General features: G+C 66.7%; 15 protein-coding genes. 7 read left to right on the top strand and 8 right to left on the bottom strand.

Going from position 1 to position 19,014, the window contains the following annotated elements:
- Positions 1 to 26: 26 nt before the first annotated feature.
- Both AC1D2K_RS00805 and AC1D2K_RS00800 read right to left on the bottom strand, forming a co-directional pair.
- The gene (locus AC1D2K_RS00805) at positions 27 to 1,547 is read right to left on the bottom strand and encodes an efflux transporter outer membrane subunit (protein ID WP_478085527.1); all 1,521 of its coding nucleotides are present in this window, start codon (positions 1,545 to 1,547) and stop codon (positions 27 to 29) included.
- A gap of 120 nt (positions 1,548 to 1,667) precedes the next feature.
- Entirely contained in the window at positions 1,668 to 1,883 is a 216-nt protein-coding gene (locus AC1D2K_RS00800) for a hypothetical protein (protein ID WP_478085526.1), read from the bottom strand.
- Between the two features lie 201 nt (positions 1,884 to 2,084).
- Between AC1D2K_RS00800 and AC1D2K_RS00795 the strand changes: the two genes are divergently transcribed.
- Positions 2,085 to 3,125, top strand: coding sequence for an AI-2E family transporter (locus AC1D2K_RS00795; protein ID WP_478085525.1), 1,041 nt, complete (start codon positions 2,085 to 2,087; stop codon positions 3,123 to 3,125).
- A 33-nt stretch (positions 3,126 to 3,158) separates the two neighbouring features.
- Here AC1D2K_RS00795 and AC1D2K_RS00790 read toward each other — a convergent pair whose 3' ends face one another.
- Both AC1D2K_RS00790 and AC1D2K_RS00785 read right to left on the bottom strand, forming a co-directional pair.
- A complete protein-coding gene (locus AC1D2K_RS00790; RefSeq protein WP_478085524.1) occupies positions 3,159 to 6,041 on the bottom strand; it encodes an AAA family ATPase in 2,883 nt (960 codons plus the stop codon).
- An 83-nt stretch (positions 6,042 to 6,124) separates the two neighbouring features.
- A complete protein-coding gene (locus AC1D2K_RS00785) occupies positions 6,125 to 6,850 on the bottom strand; it encodes a TetR/AcrR family transcriptional regulator (protein ID WP_478085522.1) in 726 nt (241 codons plus the stop codon).
- Positions 6,851 to 7,137: 287 nt separating this feature from the next.
- Between AC1D2K_RS00785 and AC1D2K_RS00780 the strand changes: the two genes are divergently transcribed.
- The 5 genes from AC1D2K_RS00780 to AC1D2K_RS00760 are packed head-to-tail and all read left to right on the top strand — an operon-like array spanning position 7,138 to position 13,733.
- Positions 7,138 to 8,169: a VOC family protein gene (locus tag AC1D2K_RS00780; RefSeq protein ID WP_478085521.1), complete on the top strand. Its 1,032-nt coding sequence runs from the start codon at positions 7,138 to 7,140 to the stop codon at positions 8,167 to 8,169.
- Between the two features lie 19 nt (positions 8,170 to 8,188).
- Positions 8,189 to 9,145, top strand: a complete 957-nt coding sequence (locus AC1D2K_RS00775; protein ID WP_478085520.1) for a fumarylacetoacetate hydrolase family protein — start codon at positions 8,189 to 8,191, stop codon at positions 9,143 to 9,145.
- Positions 9,142 to 10,806, top strand: coding sequence for a bifunctional 3-(3-hydroxy-phenyl)propionate/3-hydroxycinnamic acid hydroxylase (locus AC1D2K_RS00770; protein WP_478085594.1), 1,665 nt, complete (start codon positions 9,142 to 9,144; stop codon positions 10,804 to 10,806). Before AC1D2K_RS00775 ends, AC1D2K_RS00770 begins: the two co-directional genes overlap by 4 nt.
- Positions 10,796 to 11,821 (top strand): alcohol dehydrogenase catalytic domain-containing protein, encoded by a 1,026-nt coding sequence (locus AC1D2K_RS00765; protein WP_478085518.1) that lies wholly within the window; start codon positions 10,796 to 10,798, stop codon positions 11,819 to 11,821. Before AC1D2K_RS00770 ends, AC1D2K_RS00765 begins: the two co-directional genes overlap by 11 nt.
- Positions 11,822 to 11,846: 25 nt before the next feature.
- Positions 11,847 to 13,733: an acyl-CoA synthetase gene (locus tag AC1D2K_RS00760; RefSeq protein WP_478085517.1), complete on the top strand. Its 1,887-nt coding sequence runs from the start codon at positions 11,847 to 11,849 to the stop codon at positions 13,731 to 13,733.
- Positions 13,734 to 13,781: 48 nt separating this feature from the next.
- On the opposite strand, the gene AC1D2K_RS00755 is transcribed toward AC1D2K_RS00760, so the two are convergent.
- The 4 genes from AC1D2K_RS00755 to AC1D2K_RS00740 all read right to left on the bottom strand — a co-directional run bounded on the left by AC1D2K_RS00755 (position 13,782) and on the right by AC1D2K_RS00740 (position 17,787).
- Entirely contained in the window at positions 13,782 to 15,020 is a 1,239-nt protein-coding gene (locus AC1D2K_RS00755; RefSeq protein WP_478085515.1) for a glycosyltransferase, read from the bottom strand.
- A complete protein-coding gene (locus tag AC1D2K_RS00750) occupies positions 15,017 to 15,730 on the bottom strand; it encodes a TetR/AcrR family transcriptional regulator (RefSeq protein WP_478085514.1) in 714 nt (237 codons plus the stop codon). Before AC1D2K_RS00750 ends, AC1D2K_RS00755 begins: the two co-directional genes overlap by 4 nt.
- Before the next feature lie 22 nt (positions 15,731 to 15,752).
- Positions 15,753 to 16,823 (bottom strand): DMT family transporter, encoded by a 1,071-nt coding sequence (locus tag AC1D2K_RS00745; protein ID WP_478085512.1) that lies wholly within the window; start codon positions 16,821 to 16,823, stop codon positions 15,753 to 15,755.
- A 502-nt stretch (positions 16,824 to 17,325) separates the two neighbouring features.
- Positions 17,326 to 17,787: a hypothetical protein gene (locus AC1D2K_RS00740; protein WP_478085511.1), complete on the bottom strand. Its 462-nt coding sequence runs from the start codon at positions 17,785 to 17,787 to the stop codon at positions 17,326 to 17,328.
- Positions 17,788 to 18,232: 445 nt separating this feature from the next.
- Here AC1D2K_RS00740 and AC1D2K_RS00735 point away from each other — a divergent pair, with 445 nt between their 5' ends.
- Positions 18,233 to 18,631 carry a GNAT family N-acetyltransferase gene (locus AC1D2K_RS00735; protein WP_478085593.1) on the top strand — a complete coding sequence of 133 codons (399 nt, stop codon included), beginning with the start codon at positions 18,233 to 18,235 and terminating at the stop codon, positions 18,629 to 18,631.
- Positions 18,632 to 19,014 lie beyond the last annotated feature (383 nt).

Raw genomic sequence — 19,014 nt, 5'->3', positions numbered from 1 at the left:
CAGTACCTCGTGGAAAGCGACGGGTTTCAGGAATGCGACGCGGGGGTAGCGCCGACGGAAGTGGATTGCGCGGTGGGTTGGGCGGCAGGCTCGAACACCTGCCAGCCCCCGCCCAGCGCCTTGTAGAGCTGCACGCTGTCGAGCAGCAGCTGGGTGTTGCTTTCGTTGGCGCTCAGTCCCACTGCCAAACGCGAGCGCTGCGCATCCAGCAGCGGCAGCAGGTCGATCTGGCCGCGGTCGTAGAGCGATTGGGCGCGGCCGAGGGCCGCCTCCGCGGACGCGGCGGCGCTCTGCAGCGACTTCGAGCGCTGCCGTTCCGAGGAGAGCGCGACCAGAGCGTTCTCCACGTCCTCCAGCGCGCGCACCATGCCATCCTCGGCGCGCAGCAGCGCTTCGCGCTGGCCGCTCTCGGCGATGTCATTGATCGCCCGCGTGCGACCGGCGTTGAAGATCGGCATCGCGAGCAGGGCCGCCACGTTGGTGTAGCGGGCGGAACCCAGGCCGATGCCGTTCAGCTCCACATTCTGGCGGCCGAACGACGCGTCGAGAAATAGCCGAGGGAACCACTCGGCTGCAGCCTGCTGGCGGCGCGCGTTGGCCGCATCGAGCTGCGCCATCAGGGCGAGCACATCGGGCCGGCGTTGCAGCAGCGCGGCAGGTTGTCCCGGCTGGGCCTGGGGCACGACCAGGTTGCCGCGCCAGGGCGCGACTTGCGCGGCATTGAAGGCCTGATCGCCGATCAGCACCGCGATGCGATGCCGAGAGACCGCCGCAACCGTCTCCAGCGGCGGGATCTGTGCGTGCGCCGATTCGGCCTCGGTCTGCGCGCGCTCGACGTCGAACGCCGTCGCGAGGCCGGCGCGCTGGCGCGCCTGCACCAGGCGCAGGGTCTCGTCACGGGCGGCCGAGATCGCGCGCAGGGTGTCGAGCTGGCGGATCGCGCCCACCAGCGTGAAGTAGTTGGTGGCGACGTCGGTCATCACCAGCAGGCGCACGCCGCGCAAGCCGTCTTCCACCGCCAGCGCGTCCGCTGCAGCTGCGGCCGCGCCTGCACGCAGGCGACCGCTCAGGTCGATCTCCCACGCGACATCGAGGCCAGCGCTGCCGGTCTTGGTGTCCGGCTGCAACTTCTTCACGGCGTCACCGTAGCCGCTGCTGCGATCGCTGCCCGAGCCGACGGCGCTGACGCTGGGCATCAGGAAGGACCGGCTGACCGTCACGCCGGAACGCGCTGCCCGCAAGCGCTCGGCGGCAATCTTGACGTCGCGGTTCTCGCGCTCGGCACGGCGCACCAGGTCGGTCAACACCGGGTCGTGGAAAGTTTCCCACCAGGCGGCCTCGGGCTCGACGTCGGAGGGCGTGCTCGCGGCGAACTGCGCCGGCACGTCGATCGCCGGATGGGCGGCCGGCGTGGAACAGCCGGTGGACACCAGGGCGATCGCTGCGGCCAGTGCTGCCACGACGAAGAGACCGGCTGGCTGATGGGCCGGTGGGGGGGGCTTCTGCCTGGCCTTGTGGGACGGCGAAAGGGCGGATGGAAGTGGCATCGGAGTGGACTCGTGTGGATTCGAGGGGTTTGAGCGTAGGGCGCGATGCGCTCGGAGTCGTCAGCGTTGCGTCGGCGTTCGGTCGGTATGCGAGGCGGGCCTCCGGACGGCCCGGCGCGCTCATGCGGCCGGGTCGTCCTGCGGGCGGTCCGCCGCCCCTGCCTCCAGGTCGCTGGCAATGGATTGCAGCAACTCGTGGGCAGTCGCAAATTCGCGCTGGCGCCCGGTGACCAGGTTTTCAAGTCGGCCCGCGAAAGCCTCGGGAGTGGCGTCGCTGCGCAGTTTCAGCACGTAGGCCCGACGGTTCGGGTATTTGGATTCAGGGTTCAGCACCATGGCAGCTTGTGGATGAGAGAAGTTCGGCGTCAGCGTAGGCCCGTCCCCGAGTCGGGTCGTCAGCGAAAGGTCGACGAACGGTCGAAATCGGGCTCGCATGCAAGCGCGACGGAATCCCGACCTGTTGCTGACGACGCGGGCGGCTGGCGTCTCTAGCATCACGGCCCATCACTACCGCCCGCCCCCGCCGGGCCCCGGCACATGAACCTCAAGCTCACACCCGGACGGCTGCTTGCCGCCGCCATCGTCGTCCTGTCCATCTGGATCGTTCACGACTTCATCGAGGCCCTGCTGGCGGCCTGCGTGACCGCGATCGCGAGCTGGCCGCTCTATGCCGCATTCAGGGACCGCTTGCCGAGCCGCATCGGCAAGAGCGCAGGCGCCGCGTTGTTCACTGGCGCGATCACGACGTTCGTGCTGGCTCCCATGTTCTTCGCCTGCGGGGCGCTACTGAGCGAGGCGCACGCGTTGCTGTTGGACCTCGCGGCCGCCGACAGCCGCGGGCTCGGCGTGCCCGAATGGCTGGCGAACGCCCCCGTCATGGGGCCCTGGCTGGCTGCGCGCTGGCAAAGCCAACTCGTCAACCCAGGGGCGCTGCAGCTGCTGACGCAACACACCGCCCCCTCCTCACTTCTCGGCTGGGCGCAGGCGCTCGGACAGTTCACCGCCCGGCATGTGCTGATCGTCGGGTTCGCGATCCTGCTCCTGGCTTTCCTCTACCGAGAAGGCGCGTCGCTGAAGTTCGAACTGAGCCGCGGGCTGCGTGAGGCCGTCGGTGACCGAGCCGAACGCTATATCGACATCGCCACGCGCGCCGTGCGGGCCTCCGTGAACAGCATGCTGGTCGTGGCGTTGTTCGACGGCCTCGCGACAGCGCTGGCGTACACACTCGCCGGCGCACCGCGCGCGCTGCTCTGGGCCGCGATCACAGGTTCGCTGGCCGCCGTGCCTTTCCTTGGCTATGGGGCAGTGGCCGCAATGACGGTGCAACTCGCGCTGAAGGGCGGTCCAACGACGGCACTGATGTCGCTTCTACTGGGATGCGCGGTGTTGATCACAGGCGACAAGCTGGTGCGGCCGATGGTGGCCAGCGGCGGGATGCGGTTGCCGTTCGTCTGGGTGTTGATGGGCTGCATCGGCGGCTTGGGCGTGCTGGGCCTGACTGGGGTGGTGATCGGCCCGGTGGTGCTGACCCTGGCTTGGGAACTGTGGGAGCAGCGGGTGCGCGAGCCCCGGCGTTGACGCGCTGACGGCGGGCGCGTTGTCAGGCGGGCTTCACGCACACGGGATTGACTGCGCGCGACGCACCGGCACGGTGTCGCGGGCTTCGGGCAGCTGGCTGACGAGCGCGGCGAGAGCACGGCGCTCCGGGGTCGACGCTTCGTGATGCTCGCACAGGTCGACGAGCGCGAGCAGTTCGAGCCAGGGCGCCTGCTGGGCCTGCGCCTCCTCGATCGCGCGTCGGACCGAGGCGGCACCGGCGTCGGCCCGGCCTTGCGCGCGGGCGATCGATGCTTCCAGCAGCCACAGCTGCGGCAAGTACACCCGCTCGGCCAACTCGTCCGCAACCTGCAGGGCTTCCTGGAGTTGGACTTGCGCAGCGTCAAGGTCGCCAGCCAGCAGAAGCGCCTGTGCCGCATAGCCCAATACTTCGCTAGCGCCGGAGCGCATGCCGAGCCGGGCGTTCTCTTCGCAGGCCTCTCGAATCAGGCGGTGGCCCTCGAGCGGCGCACCGTTCCAGGCCTCTGCCCAACCGCGGTACCAGCGACATGCCGTCCGGCCCTGCGCCAGGGAGAACTCGTCGACCAGCGCCTGCATTTCCTCGGMAAGGGCCGCAACCCGCTCGGCGTTGCCCAGGCGCACCTCGAGCAGCGCCTCGTGCCAAGTGGCGACGAGCTGCGTCATCGGCTGTCGCAACTCGCGCGCGCGGTCGTGCGAGCGTTGCACATGCGCCCGGGCCTGCTCGACGAGGCCCCGGTGCACGAACTCGATGGCCAGCATGCCAAGCAGCGTCACCTGCGGATCGGCGACGAATATCTCCCTGGCCACGAAGTCGAGCGACTCGGCGGCTGCGAGCCCGCGCTCGATCCATGCGAGCGCCGCCTGCGGCCGGCCCTGGAGCTGGTGCACCTCGCCGTTCACGATGCACGCGGCCAGCATCAGCGCCGGATCGTTGGATCCGGATGCGAGCGCCTCGGCGCGCTGCGCCACCGCCAGCGCTTGCGCATACTCGCCGCGCAGGCTCAGCACGTAGCCAAAGCCGTGCAGCAACAGCCCGCGCATCGCGTGCTCTGACTGGCCCCGCAGCAGCGCGTACGCGCGTTCGAAAGCGTTTCTCGTCTCGCTGCCAACGCCGAGCGATTGGAAGGCCGCCACGCCGTGCAGGGTAGCGATCACGATCTCGAGTGCATCGCGCTCTTCTGTTTCCGGCGCCTTTTGAAGCAGGGCCGAGGCCCGCTCGGTGAGGCTGATGCAGGACGCTGGGCTGAAGTGCAGAAGCGCTGCTTCCGCCGCCTCGGCGTAGTACTGCAGTGCGATCATCGACCGGCGCCCGCGGTCGAAGTGCATGGCCAATTCCGCGGCGGCGACCGGCACACCGGCCGCGCGCTCGCGTTCCAGGGCCGCCCCGACCTTCAGGTGCAGTTGCGTGCGGGCGGACAGCGCCGTGCGGTCGTACAGCACTTGGCGGAATAGCGCATGCCGGAACGCGTAGGGCGGTTCGGCCGTCTCGTCGCCCTCGCCTGAGCGCGGCGCCGTGAGCCACACGTGCTCGCGAACCAACTCCTCGCAGGCATGGGCCACCGATGCGACGTCGCGCTCCAGGGCGAGTGCCACCGTATGGACGCGAAACTCCACCCCACACACGCCCGCCGCCGCAAGCAGGGCCCGCGGCTCGCTACTCAACTTGGCGATGTAGTGGTCGATGATGGCTGCCAGATTCTCCGGTACCACTGCAGCCGCGAGCCGCGCCTCCACCGCCGCGTCGTCCGTCGTGCGATCCATCACCTCGGTAATGACCGAAGAGACAAAAAGAGGCACACCGTCCGTGCGCTCGTGCAGCGCGCGCACGAATGCCTCGTCGCGCGCCAGCGAGGCCGAGCGTTGCGCGATGTAGTCTGCGACCTCGGTTTCCGAGAACGGGTCCAGCACGACTTCGTCGCATAGGCGGTGTGGACGCAGCTCGCGCCGCAGCGGGTTGAGCGGGTGGTCCAGCGCGATCACTTCGGCAAGGCGAAAGCTGGACAGCCACATCAGACGCGCGCGCCCGCGCCGCCGCGCGACGTAGTCGATCAGCTGGATGGTCGCCCGGTCGCTCCAGTGCAGGTCCTCCGTGACCAGCAGCAGCGGACGCTGCTCGGTGTAGCGATCCAAAAGCTCGGCCATCTCGCGCAACATGCGGTCCGGGCCGACACCGGCGAGTTCTCGGCGCAGCGCGTCGCGTTCCTCCGTCGTGCTCAGCCACGGGAGCTGCAGCAGCCAGGTCGGCGCCACGGTGCGCAGCAGGGCCGGCAGCGAGCGGTCGCCGCGACACAGCTCGGCCAGCGCTTCCAGCACCGGCAAGTATGGCTCGGCCGTGCCGTAGTGCTCCACGCACTGCCCTCGCGCGCAGGCGATGTCGCCGAGGCCGGCGACGAAGTGTTCGATCAGCGTGGTCTTGCCGATACCCGGTTCGCCGGCGACCCAGACCACCGCACGCTTCCCGCCGCAGGCCTGCTCCCACCCCTGCTGCAGCCGGGCGATAGCGTCCGCGCGGCCGACGAACGGCTGCGAAGGCCACAGGTCCGCCGCCACCGTCGCAGCGAGAGGCGGTGCCAGGTGCGCGGCGGCCGGCACCGCGATGAAGCGATAGCCGCGGCGCGACACCGTCTCTATCACGCGCGGCTCGCGCGGGTTGTCGCCGAGCACCGTGCGCAGATCGCTGATCGCCGTCTTGAGCACCGATTCGCTGACGAACTGGTGGYCCCATACCGAATCGAGCAGCGCATCCTTGGTCAGCAGCGAGCCGGGCTGGCGTGCGAGCGCACACAACAAATTGAAGGGTGTGGGCGCGAGCGCGACGGCCTTTCCGTTGCGCAGCAGGCAGGCGTTCGCCTCGTCGAGATCGAACTCCTCAAAGCTGATCCGAACGGGAGGCGAGTTGGACTGCGAGTGCGTCACGCGCGCGACTTGTGAGAGGACAGCCACGAATTATCGGCGCACCTGGGAATCAAGTCATGTCGGTGCGGCAGCGGCAGCCAGCCTCAAACGACTTCACGACGCTCGACGACTTGCCGAATCGGCTTGGCAACCGCTGGCGCCGGGATGTCCGAGGTCTCGGTGAGCAAACCCGCTGCAAGGATTTCCACCGGCTTCAACGGGCTGTTCGCAATTTCCTGTGCGCTCTCCGGGTCCAGACCCAGCCCGCGCAACGCGGCCGCGGCACTCAGTTCCGCAAAGTCGCTCTCGCAACCTGGCTCGAGCATGCGATGCGTCGCGCCGAGGACTGCACCCGCCACGATGTTGAGGGCCAGCGCGATCGGCATGCGCAAGAAGCGACCCTGCCGAATGCCTTCGGTCAGATCCCTCCGCACGAAGTCGAGCAGCATGTTGGGGCCTCGCGCGTCCGGCCATCCGAGGCGGACCAGGAATGCGGCGGCCAGCGGGTGGTCGATAGCCAACCTGGCCACGAGTCGAATACCACTCGACACCCGTTCAGCCGGATCGTCGTAGCTGCGTACCACGGGCTCGGCCATCCCGATCAGCTCGTTGGCGATCTCGATGGCCAGTTCCCGGACCAATGCGTCTGGCGACGGAAAGTACTTGTAGAACGTGCCGCGCGACACCTCGGCGGCGGAAATCACATCGTCGATCGATGTCGCCGTCGGCCCCTTCTCCGCGACGAGCCTCATCGCACTTGCGAGCAGTCGGGCCCTCATGCGTTCTCGTCGCTCGGCCGCGACGCGCTGGCGGTGGTCTTGCGTTTGCATGGGTGAATTGTGCCTAGTGGACGACTAAGTATAAACGACAAGTTTGTCATGATGACAATGTTGTTATTATGAATGTGTCGACGCCACCTGCGGGCAGCGGCGGCACTTCTTCGTCGAGCAAAGGTTCAATGGTTCCGGCTCGGCTTTCATTACATTTTTTGAAGCGAGGCCCACCTGTGAGAGGCTCCACCGCAGTACTTCGGCAGCCCGAGTCGTACCCCGAAGGCCGGCTCCCCACTGATGTCCAGCGACTGCCACGACCACCAGCCCTTGGTCGCGCGGTCGAGTTGGCCTTCCTGCGCTGGCAAAAACGCCGGCTGGCGCCCACTGAGCGCTTCTGGCGCGACTTCGGCTTTCGTATCGTCAGCTCCACGCCTCAGCGTCTTGTGGCGCGAGGAACCGGGACTGCGCCGTGTATTGCAATCGCCGAAGCCGCACTTCAGGATCGCTTCGTCGGCCCCGCGTTTGTCATGTCGGACGAAACCGATCTGCACCGCTACGTGGAGCAGATGGGGGCGCATTGGCTGCCCCTCGAAATCCTGCCGGCGGGCGGGCGCGGCGTTGAGCTGCTTGACCCAGGCGGTCGTAGCGTATGGCTGCTGCAGGATCAACGGCGGGTCGCGTCACTGCCGATGCGCGAGGCCGTCCCGCCGGCCACCAACACAGCTCAGCACACCCCCCGCGTCAATCGCGCCGTGCGCACGCCCATCGAACCGGCGCGCGTCGTCCGACTCGGGCATTTGGTCCTGCAGACGGTGGACTTCGCGCGCATGGCTGAGTGGTACATGCATGCACTCGGGCTGATTCCCACGGATGTGCAGTACCTTTCCGACGGCAGCCCTAGTCTCGCGTTCTGCCGGCTCGATCTCGGTGCTCAACCCGCTGATCACCACACACTGGTGATCGTCGGCGGCATCGAGGAAAAGATCGAGCACAGCGCCTACGAGGTCATCGATCTGGATGCGCTTGGACAGGGACAGCAGGTGCTTCGCGCCCAGGGTCACCGGCACATGTGGGGCATTGGCCGACACTTGCTCGGCAGTCAGCTCTTCGACTACTGGTTCGATCCCGACGGCTTCGAGTACGAGCACTACACGGACGGCGACGTCTTCACCGCAGATGTGGAGACTGTCTACTCACCACTCGAATTCGGCGGCATCTGGTCCTGGGGCGCCGACGCGCCCGCATCGATGAAGCCCAAAAAGAACCTGCGCACCCTCCTGCAGGTGCTGAAGCTCGTTCTCCGCGGGGACATCACGCCGCAGCGTCTCAAGCTCATGAGCGCGGCACTCGGTGCGCCCGCTCGCCCTTGGCTCTAACTCTCCCTCAACACACACCATGTCCTGCACGATCATTCGATACGCCGAAGACGGCATGCCTCGATGGGGCGTCAAATTCGGGCGCCTTATTGCCCCCTTGCAAGTCAATGCGTCCAGCACCGGCGAGCTTCTTTCCGGCCACTGGAGTCTGCTCTGGGCCACCCAGGCGGCGCAGGCCGTGGTGCCGATCGAAAACGTCCAGCTTCTGCCGCCGGTGACACATCATCAGCAGTTCATCTGCCAAGGCGTGAATTACCGCAGCCACATCGCCGAATCGGGCCTGCGCGCCGAGGACTTCCCCTTCAACACGATCTTCACCAAGGCGCCTTCGTGCATCACGGCGGCGGATGCGCCGGTGACCCGCCCCGCTCATGTTCACCTGCTCGACTATGAGATCGAGCTCGGCATCGTGTTGCGTAGGCAGTTGCCCGCCGGCACGCAGGTGACCAGCGACGGGCTGCCGCAGTGGCTGGCCGGGGTGACGATCGTCAATGACCTGTCCGCACGCGACGTCCAGTTGCCGCAAGGCCAGTTCTACAAGGGCAAGAGCTACAGGGGCTTCGGCCCGGTCGGTCCCGTCCTGGTTCTGCTCACGCCGCCGGAGTGGGCACGCTGGCCCGAGTTGCATCTGCGCCTGGGCGTCAATGGCCAGACGCGGCAGGACGCCTACTGCGCTGAGATGATCCATGGCCCCGCGGCCACGCTCACCGAACTCTCGGCGCTGCACGATCTTCATCCCGGCGACCTGATTGCCACCGGAACGCCCGCGGGCTGCGCCGCGCGCGCGCCGGGAAAGGCCGCGATGTTCATCGCCAAACACCTGCTCAGCGACGCCGGCAAGTGGCGTATGTTCGTGAGCAAGGGGCGCACCAGTCCGGCCTACCTGCGGCCGGGCGACTGCATCAGCGCGTCGATTCGCACCGACGACGGTGCTATCGACCTCGGAGAACAGACGACTTCGATCACCCCACCATGAACGCGCCACTCCCCAAGCTCACTGTGCCGCGGCTCGACACTGACATCCTGCTGGTCGGACTCGGTCCAGTCGGCGCCGCGCTGGCCAATCTGCTCGGCCGCTACGGCGTGCGCGTGATCGCCATCGACAAGGCGACCGCCATCTTCGAAAAGCCGCGCGCGATCGCGCTGGACAACGAGGCGCTGCGCATACTTCAAATGGCCGGCGTGCGCGATGGCGAGTTCGAGACCGTCGCCATCCCGCAAGTGCAGTACCACTCCCCGCTGTTCGGCCGCTTCGCCTGCATCAACAGCGCCGGCATCATCGACGGGCACCCTGCGCTCGTCACCTTCTACCAGCCGGAGCTCGAACGGCTGCTGCGCGAGAAGCTTGCGCAGTATCCGGGCATCGAGGTGCGGCTCGGCAGCGAGCTCGCCGCCTTCGTGGACGATGGCCGGTTCATCCGTGCGCGGCTGGAGGACGCCGTCGGCCATGAGACCTATGTGCGCGCGCGGTACCTCATCGGGGCCGACGGCGCAGGCTCGCTGGTACGGCGCACGCTGGATCTGGACTTCGAAGGCCGCAGTTTCTACCAGGACTGGCTGATCGTCGATGCGCTCGATGTGCCGGCCCCGATCGACCACGTCGAGTTCATCTGCGACCCGCGGCGCCCCACCCCGCGCATGGCGGCTCCCGGCGGTCGGCAGCGGTGGGAGTTCATGCTTCGTCGCGGCGAGCGGCCAGAAGAGATGGAGAGACCGGAGTCGGTGCGGCGATTGCTCGCGCCATGGTGCGACAGCGAGCGCATCCGTATCGAGCGCACGGCGGTCTATCGCTTCCATGCGCGCGCGGCGAAGCGCTTCTCCAAGGGCCGGGCCTTCCTCGTGGGCGATGCTGCGCACATCACACCGCCTTTCGCCGGCCAGGGCCTGGTCGCCGGATTGCGCGACGCGGCCAATCTGGCCTGGAAGCTCGCCTGGGTCGTGCAGGGACGGGCGAACGAGCGGGTGCTCGACAGCTACGACACCGAGCGAAGGCCCCATGCCATGAAGATCATCCGCCTGGCGCGCATGCTCGGCGCGATCGTGATGCCGCAACACCGCGCTGCCGCGTTCGCTGTGCACGGTCTGATGAGCCTGCTGCGCCTGCTGCCGGCCGGCCGCGCGATATTCGAGGACATGAAGATCAAGCCGCAAAACACCTTCGCCCGAGGCTTGTTCTGGCGCGTGCGCGGCAGCGAGCGGCTGCGTGCCGGGGCCATGCTGCCGCAAGGCTGGGTTCGGCCAGCCGTCAATGGCGTGCCGATCCTCAGCGACGACGCTCTGGGACTGCAATGGGCGCTGATCGGCTTTGGCGTAGATGCCTCAGCCAAGATTCCGGCCGAGTTGCTGCAGCGCTGGCAAGCTTCAGGCGGACGGGTGTGGCAGTGGTGCCAGCGATCGCAGGCGCAGCATCTCGCACCGCCTGCGCAGCGGCTGGAGGCGCTCGATGAGGCCCTTCTACCACGCCGGGTACCACTTGGCTGGGTCGCGATCGTCAGGCCTGACCGCTGCGTGCTGGCGGAAGGCCCGGTAGCCGACTGCGAGGCAATGCTGCGGCGAGCGCTTGAGCTCGTCGCGCCGCCTGGGGCGACATCGCCAACTCCGGCCCATGACATGGAGGGCGCCCACCATGCGGCGTGAACTGGTATGCACAGTGGCGGCTTCGCCACCGCACCTGGCCGTGCGCAGTGTCGAACCGCCCCATCCCGGCGCTGGTGACGTTCTGGTGCGAGTTCACGCCACCTCGGTAAACCCGATCGATGTCAAGCGCGCGGCCGGCTATGGCAGCCGCCTGCTGGGGCTCAAGGGCGCTTCGCGCTTTCCGCTCGTGCTGGGCAACGACGTCGCCGGCATCATCGAAGCCGTGGGCACCGGTGTGACGCGCTTCGCCCGCGGGCAACGCGTGTTCGGTCTGCTCGCCACCGGCCGGGCGGGCGGCGCGCATGCATCACACGTCGCGGTGCCGCAGGACCTCTTGCTGCCCGCGCCGCACGACGCGGATCCGACCGCGCTCGCGGTGCTGCCCTATTCGTTCACGACAATGTGGCTCGCGCTGCGCTCGAGCGGGATCAGCGCTGGCAACGCGCGCGGAGCCCGCGTGCTGATCAACGGCGCCAGCGGTGGCCTCGGACGGCTGGCCATTCAGGTACTTCGCCACTGGGGTAGCGAGATCACAGCGATCTGCGGGAGAGGCCAAAGCCAGGCCGGCCTGGACCTCGGTGCCCAGGTGGCCGTCGAGCATGGCCCGGCTTGCATCGAGTCGCTGCCCTCGGATTTCGACGTGGTGCTGAACTTCGCGAACTGGGACGACGATGCTCGCCTCGCGTCCCGGCTCGGCGCGGGGGCCATGGGCCAGGCGACCACGGTGCACCCCTTGCTTGCGAACTTCGACCGGCTGGGATGGCTGGGCGGGGCGTGGGCGAGTCGCCGCGACAGGAACCAGGTCCGCGCTATCGTCGCTTCACGCGCGCCAAAAGCCAGCTACGCCTGGACCATCTTCAAGCCCGACCGCGATGCCCTCGAGGCGCTCGCCAAGGGCGTTCGAGCCCGAAGGATCGCGCTGCCGATCGGCATCGCCGTGCCCTTCGACAACGCCAGCGCCGCGTTCGACCACGTGTCGGCAGGCCTTCCCGGCCGAGCGGTTCTCCTGCCGTGACGCCAATGTCAATTTGGTGAAAAGCATGAACGGAATCGCCTCCATCGCAGACCTGCTCGCTCTCGAAAGCGAGCACGACGGCCTGCTGCCGAACAGCACCTACGAGATGATCGGCGCCGCAGCGCGCGCCCACCCCGACGCGCCGGCGCTGTCGTTCTTCCCGCGCGTCGAAGATCATGCGCGGCCAGAAGTCTGGAACTACGAGACGCTGTTCTCTCGCATCACGGCCACGGCCAACTTCCTCCACGAACTGGGCGTCGGTGCCGACGATGTGGTCGCCTTCGCGTTGCCCAATCTGCCGCAGACCCATCTTGCGATCTGGGGCGGCCAGGCGGCCGGCATTGCGTTCGCCATCAATCCCATGCTGGAGCCCGCGGCCATCGTCGAGCTGCTCGCCGCTGGCCAAGCGAAGGTGCTGATCACGCTGGCACCCGTTGCCGGCATGGACCTGTGGTCGAGGCTGCAGCCGCTGCTCGGCCGTGTCAGCAGCCTCGAACACGTCGTGCTGGTCGACCTGGCCGGTCAGGTCCCCGAGGTCGCGGGCGTGGCTCCGAGCGAGACAAGGGGTCGCTTCAGCGTGCGCGACTTCGCGCAAGGGCTGCGCTCACAGCCGGTGGACCGCCTCGTCAGCGGGCGTGTGATCCGCCCCGGCGACCGGTCGTCCTATTTCTGCACCGGCGGCACCACCGGCGCGCCCAAGATCGCGATGCGCACCCACGGGAACGAGGTCGCCAACGCGTGGAGCACCGGCCAGTTCCTCGGCGATGGCATCTCGGCGGGGAAAACCCTTTTCTGTGGCCTGCCCCTCTTCCATGTCAATGGTGTCCTGGTCACTGGCTTGCTGCCCTTCTCACGCGGCGCACACGTGATCATCGGCACACCCTCGGGCTATCGCGGCGACGGCGTCATCAAGCACTTCTGGGAGCTGGTCGAGCACCACCAGATCAACTTCTTCAGTGGTGTTCCGACGGTCTATGCGGCACTGATGCAGCAGCCGACGCAGGATCGCGACCTCAGTTCGCTGGAATACGGGCTCTGCGGGGCCGCACCGATGCCGGTGGAACTGATGCGCGCCTTCCAGGAATTCACGGGGCTGAAGATCCTCGAGGGTTACGGCCTGACCGAGGGAACCTGCGTCAGCACCTGCAATCCTCCGCTGGGCGAGCGGCGCGCCGGGTCGATCGGCCTGCGCGTGCCCTTGCAGGCCATGAAAGCCGTCATGCTGGACGACGCGGGGGTTTACGTGCGCGACTGCGCGGTCGGCGAGGCAGGCGTGCTCGCGATCAGCGGTCCCAATGCATTTGCCGGCTATCGCGACCCCGATCAGGCCAAAGGGCTCTGGCTGGATCTGGGCGACGGCCGGCGATGGATGAACACCGGCGACCTGGGCCGACAGGACGCTGAAGGCTACTTCTACCTGACCGGACGAAAGAAGGAGCTCATCATCCGCGGCGGCCACAACATAGACCCCGCGAGCATCGAGGAGCCGCTGCACCGACATCCGTCCGTGCAACTCGTCGCTGCGATCGGCCGCCCCGACGTGCACGCGGGCGAGCTGCCGGTCGCCTACGTGCAACTCAGGCCCGGCTTTCGAACGACCGAGGAAGAGCTGCTGTCCTTCGCCAGGGACCAGATCACCGAACGCGCAGCAATGCCGAAGGCGATCAGGTTGGTGACGTCCATGCCGCTGACCGGCGTCGGCAAGATCTTCAAGCCTGAGCTCAGGCAGCGCGAGATCATGGGCGCGCTGCGAACGGCGCTGGACGAGGCGGGCGCACCGACTTCTCGGCTCGAGGTCATCAATGACCCGCGCCTCGGCGTTCAGGTCGAGGCCACGGTGACGCGTAGCGCCACTGTGGGCATTGCTCGCAAGATCCTGGGCCAGTTTCCGTTCCGCTTCGAAGTGTCGTGAACAAGCTGCGATCAATGATGGTGTTTGAACGGATGGTTGACGCCGCAGTCAAGCTGCGCCCGCCCTCAGAATCCGGTCGATCGCTTTCACGCCCTGCGCCAAGCCGTCTTCCGCGCGCATCTGCTCGCCCAGCGCCTGCGCTGTCGTCCGAACCGCCGAACGCCCGGCAAACGCGATCCCGCGCGCCAGATCGTCCGCGCGGAGGCGATTGCCCGCCACCGCATCTGGCGCCACGCCAGCCTGCGCCAATCGGTGCGCCCAGAAGAACTGGTCGCCCGCGAACGGCACCACCACCGAGGGCACCCCCGAACGCGCCGCCGAATGCGTGGTTCCCGATCCGCCGTGATGCACCACCAGCGCCATGCGGGGAAACAGCCAGTCGTGCGGCGCATCACCCAGCACATGGAAGTTGGCCGGCAACCCCTGCACGTCGATCTCGCTCCAGCCAGGTTGGAGCACCGCGCGCCGGCCCGCCACGCCATCGATCACCGTCTGGCGCAGGCGACCGGCGTCGAAGCCGGTCATGCTGCCGAAGCCGATGTAGAGCGGTGGCTCGCCTGCTGCCAGAAATGCGCTCAATGCGGGCGGTGGCTGCCAGTCGGGCGCAGGCGGAATCCATTGACCGCAGACCATGGCATTCGCGGGCCAGTCGAGCGGCCTCGGCACCAGGCTCGGCGAGAAACCATAGACCATCGGGTGCGTGGTCCACATCCGCCGACGCGGCGGCAGGCCGCACACCTCGGCGCGCGCCGCGTTCACCGCCGCCCGGAACGCGCGCCACAGCATCGCATTGACGAGGTGATGGCTCACGCGGCGCAGCAAGCGCGGTACCTGCGCAGGCGGCAGGAACGGCGACGCAAAGCAGCGGGTTGGCGTGAGCGGAAACATCCCCGCGCCGATGACCGGCACCCGGAGCGCTTCGGCGGCCGAAAGCCCCACGAAGGCGGCCAATCCGGAACACACGATGGCATCGCAACCGCGCGCCGTCTCGACGATCTGGCGCAGCCATGCCGTGGCGCTGGCGTTGGCGATGTCGGCGAGGGCCTGGGCGGCCGCGCCTGGCCGGTTGCTCGCCACCACGTTGGCGATCGCCCCACCCGTTCCCACTGCGCCGCGGATGTCGCCGTCGAGCGCCTGCGAGCGCACGCCGAGCTTCCGAGCGGTGCCGAGCGTCGACGCGTCCGCCAGAAACACCGAAGAATGGCCTGCATCATCGAGTGCACGGCAAAGCGCGGCGAGCGGACGTGCGTCGCCCTCGGTGCCGTAGGTCACCACTGCGATCCTCATGCGCGCTTGCTCCCCTGCGGTTTGCCGGCGGCGCGGGCACCGTCGACAAAGATCTGGACGATCACCCTGATCTCGTCGGCCAGCACCAATCCGGGCAGGGTCAGCCAGCGCATCAGCGCACCAAAGTACAAGTGGTGCAGAAGCGATGCCAGGTGCTCGGCTGGCACGTCGGTGCGCAGCGTGCCGTCGCGCTGTGCGCGTTCAATCAGCAGAGCGAAGAGCCCGGCCAGATCGCGCGGCCGCCCTTCGGCATTGCAGCCCTCGAGTTCGCTCTCGATGTTGAGAAATCGAAATCGGAAATAGGCGAGCAGGTAGGCTCGGTAGCGCTCCGACCATTCGACCGACGCTTCGAGCAAACGGCCAAGCCGCGACTCGAAATCTCCAGGCCTCTCGATCACGCCGCGCAGGCGCTCCGTGTCGGCCGCCAGTTCCATTTGCACCCAGTGCGCAAGGACCGCCTCCTTGGCTTCGAAGTGGTTGTAGAGGGTRCCCTTCGCCACATCGGCCTGCAGCGCGATCTGCTCCATGGTGGTCGCGTCGTAGCCGTGCGCCTCGAAGAGCTGCATTGCGGTCGTCGCGATCTGGTCGAGAATCTGCGCGCGCCGCCGCTCGCGGCGGCCAGGAGGATTGGAGGCTGGCAAGGTGGAATCCGAATATGAACGTCGTCCAAGTTTATACAACGTACAAGGTTCTTCGGGACGACGCCCCATCGCAACAGGCAGGATTCGGCCTTCAGTGCGGGTGCGAATGCACGTGGCGGTGATGGATGTCGGGATAGTGGGGATGTCGATGGGTCTGCACCTCATGCTGGTGCGGATGCGTGTGAGGTTCTGTCCCGTCCCATCCGAAAGCGTGCTCGTGCTGGTGGTGCTCGTCATGCCTGTGACTATGAGCGTGTACCTGCGGAAGGTGGGTGTGTTCGTGCTCGTGTCGTTCCCGCACGTGTAGCCATACCCCAATGGCCATCAGTGCAGCGGCGGCCCAGAAGAAGGGGCCCGGCAACCCGGGCCATAGCGCCAGCGAAATGACGACGCCAAAGAGCGGTGCGACCGAGAAGTAGGCGCCGGTTCTTGCAGTGCCAAGCGTCCGAAGCCCAACCACGAAGAGCGTCAGGCTGAGACCGTAGCCAAAGAATCCCACCAGCAAGCTGTAGCCCATCGCCGGCAGAGTCGGCAGCGCATTGCCGTTGACCCACGCCAAAGCGGTGTTGCCGGCACCCGCCAGCAATCCCTTGAGGCACGCGACGAGCATGGCGTCATTGGTCGAGACCTTCCGGGTAAGGTTGTTGTCGATGGACCAACACAGGCAGGCGCCGACGATGAGCAATGCGCCTGGCGAAAACGCCGCACCGCCCGGCTCCCACGACAGCAGCACGCGGCCGGCGACGATGGCGACCATTCCCAGAACGATTTGACGGTCGGCATTCTCCTTGAACACCAGCCAGGCGATGACGGCGGTCAGGACACCCTCGACGTTCAGGAGGAGCGAAGCCGACGCTCCGCTGGCCTGCGTCAGCCCCAGCATGAGCAGCGCCGGTCCAAGCATCCCGCCGAAGAAGATGGCGCCGAAAAGCCATGGTAGTTCCTTGCGCGGAATGCGCAAGGAAGTGGCCGGCTGGTCGCCCGTCCGCTGCTTCAACCGCCGTAGCATCAAGAGGGCACTGAGTCCGAGCCCGCTACCAAGGTACAGGAGCCCCGCGAGCAGGAGCGGCTGAATGTCGCCCACGAGAAGCTTGGCCAGTGGCGTGCTGGCGCCAAAGAGTAGAGCGGCAGCGAGAGCGGGGGTGGCAGAGCGGATGGACATGGATGGAAGCATAGACCGGCGAACGCCCCTGTTGGCGACCAAGTTTTCCCAAGGCGGCGCGTCTGACCTTCGGTGGCGCATCGCATACGCAGTCCTGCCCCACATCTTGYCGGGCGAGCTAGGGCAGCATGCGGGCCAGGACCATGCATTCAGCACGGACGTCCAACGAGGCACATGAAGACCTTTGCGCTAGCTGCCATTGACGGATACCAGCGGCTCATTTCGCCATACAAGGGCTTCGGCTGCGCACCGGCGCGAAGCCCCGAGCAGCCGCGGCGCCGCCGGAAGCTCCCGCAGAGGCTTGCCCGCTTTTGTCTCGTTGGGGTGCGAGGAAGCTCTCAGGGTGCTGCGCGTGCTGGCCTGGCCAAGTCACAATGCGGGCTATCACCCGACATTGGTCAGCGTCTGCTTCGGGGCGCTCCACCCAAAAGGGCGCGACGATGCCATCGGTTGAGACGTTTACCGTGGCTACCAGCGTGCAACGGCTCCCATGTGTCCGGCCTTATCGACTCACGCGCTCGGATTTACCCTGGAACACGTTGCCGGGCGGGCTGATTTGAATCGACCAGGTCGTGTCACCGCCGGGATCGACAAAGAATTTGAATGCCACGCCATTGCCGGTCTGGAGCGTTCCGCTGCAGTCATCGTTGACCGTGTACGTTCCGTCGGAGCCTGCTGGCGGAGAAAATATGCCGCCGGAATCGAAGGGGGGGAAGGGAGGATTCGCAATGGCGATCATGGGCGTGGACACCGAGCCATCTCCGTTGAACTGATTGGTTGACACAATCGCCTTCGGAACCCAGGGAGTGCCAGGCGGACTGTCTTGCGGCCGCTGAAAGCCCGTGGCACTGAAGACGTACAGGCCCTTCAGCGTGGCAACACTGCATCTTTTTGGAGGGTCTGCAGCCGCCGCAAGCGGTAGGCAAAGGATCACGGGGAGGATGATTGCTAAGGACTTCTTCATCTTCTTCTCCTTGTGCGTGCCAGCACTAGACGTGACACCCAGACCATCCCGGGAGCACGCACCGACCCGTCCTGGCTAGAGGCTAGTACTCTTGGGCGCCCAAGGGACGGGCGGCGCGAGGGGATCGAGGTCTTCCGCATGAGCAAGTAAAGCTCCAGAGATGACAGCGATAGCCACACGAAGAGGTTTCCTTGGTTGATTGGCCATTTCCAACCCCGCTAGGTTCGTTGGCCAGCCTAGGTTCGATAGCTTCACCGGTCATCCCCACCAAAGATGATGACGGTTGTCCAGAACGTCCCAACGCGGGCGAATACCGTCATACGCGGCAGAATGCGGGCCAGAACCCGACATTCGACCCATCGACCCTGTGAACGGCAAATCCGTCAACTTTGAACCTGCCTCGTCGGAAGACGCMGAGGACCTTGTCGCCCTCCGAATCGTCGCCATGCGCCCAAGCCTTGAGCGGCTCGGCCGCTTTGACCYGCRACGCGCGAGGGACCGATTTTTGGCCAGCTTCACGCCAGCGTRTACCCGGCACCTGGTAGTCGGAGCGCGGAGGGTGGGCTTCGTTGTTGTTCGCCCCGAAGCTGGGCATTTKCTTCTTGACCATCTCTACGTGGCCCCCGCGCATCAAGGCCAGGGCATCGGTGCCGCAGCCCTYGCAGTCGTGTTCGCCGATGCAGATGCGCAAGGGATGTCCGTTCGGGTCGGCGCGTTGCGGGAGAGCGACTCSAATCGCTTCTATGCGCGACATGGTTTTGAGCTGGTCGAAGAGACYGAGTGGGACAACTACTAYGTTCGGGCGCCGGCCATTGTGGCGAGGGACGGCGCCTCAAACGACTGACGAGCACGCCCGGCTCAAGGCAGAATGCGGCCAAAGCCTGAGAACGGCCAGAAGCGGTCGTTGACCTTTTGAACCCACTATGACTAAAAGAACGACGCACGAAGACGRCTCGACCTGCCCGGAAGGCACAAGGAACGTGCCGCGCCCTTTCGTGTCTTGCTGCGACAGCTTCGACCAGCACACGAAGACGTGCTACTTTGACCTGCGATACGAATGGTGGCCGAAGCAGAAGGCCTGGTTCATTCCACTTGCTCCGAGCGCTGGCGGCGGAGGCATCAAAATCAAGTTCTGTCCACACTGCGGTTCCAATCTTGGACGGTAGACAAACTTCCGAGTTCGGCCACTACCTGCCGCTCGCGAGCGGCAGACGGCGCGACCACTAG

The sequence above is a fragment of the Variovorax sp. P1_H12_2 genome (assembly GCF_056405335.1).
Note: the sequence above shows the minus strand (reverse complement) of the source record. Positions and strands in the feature narration are given on the sequence as shown.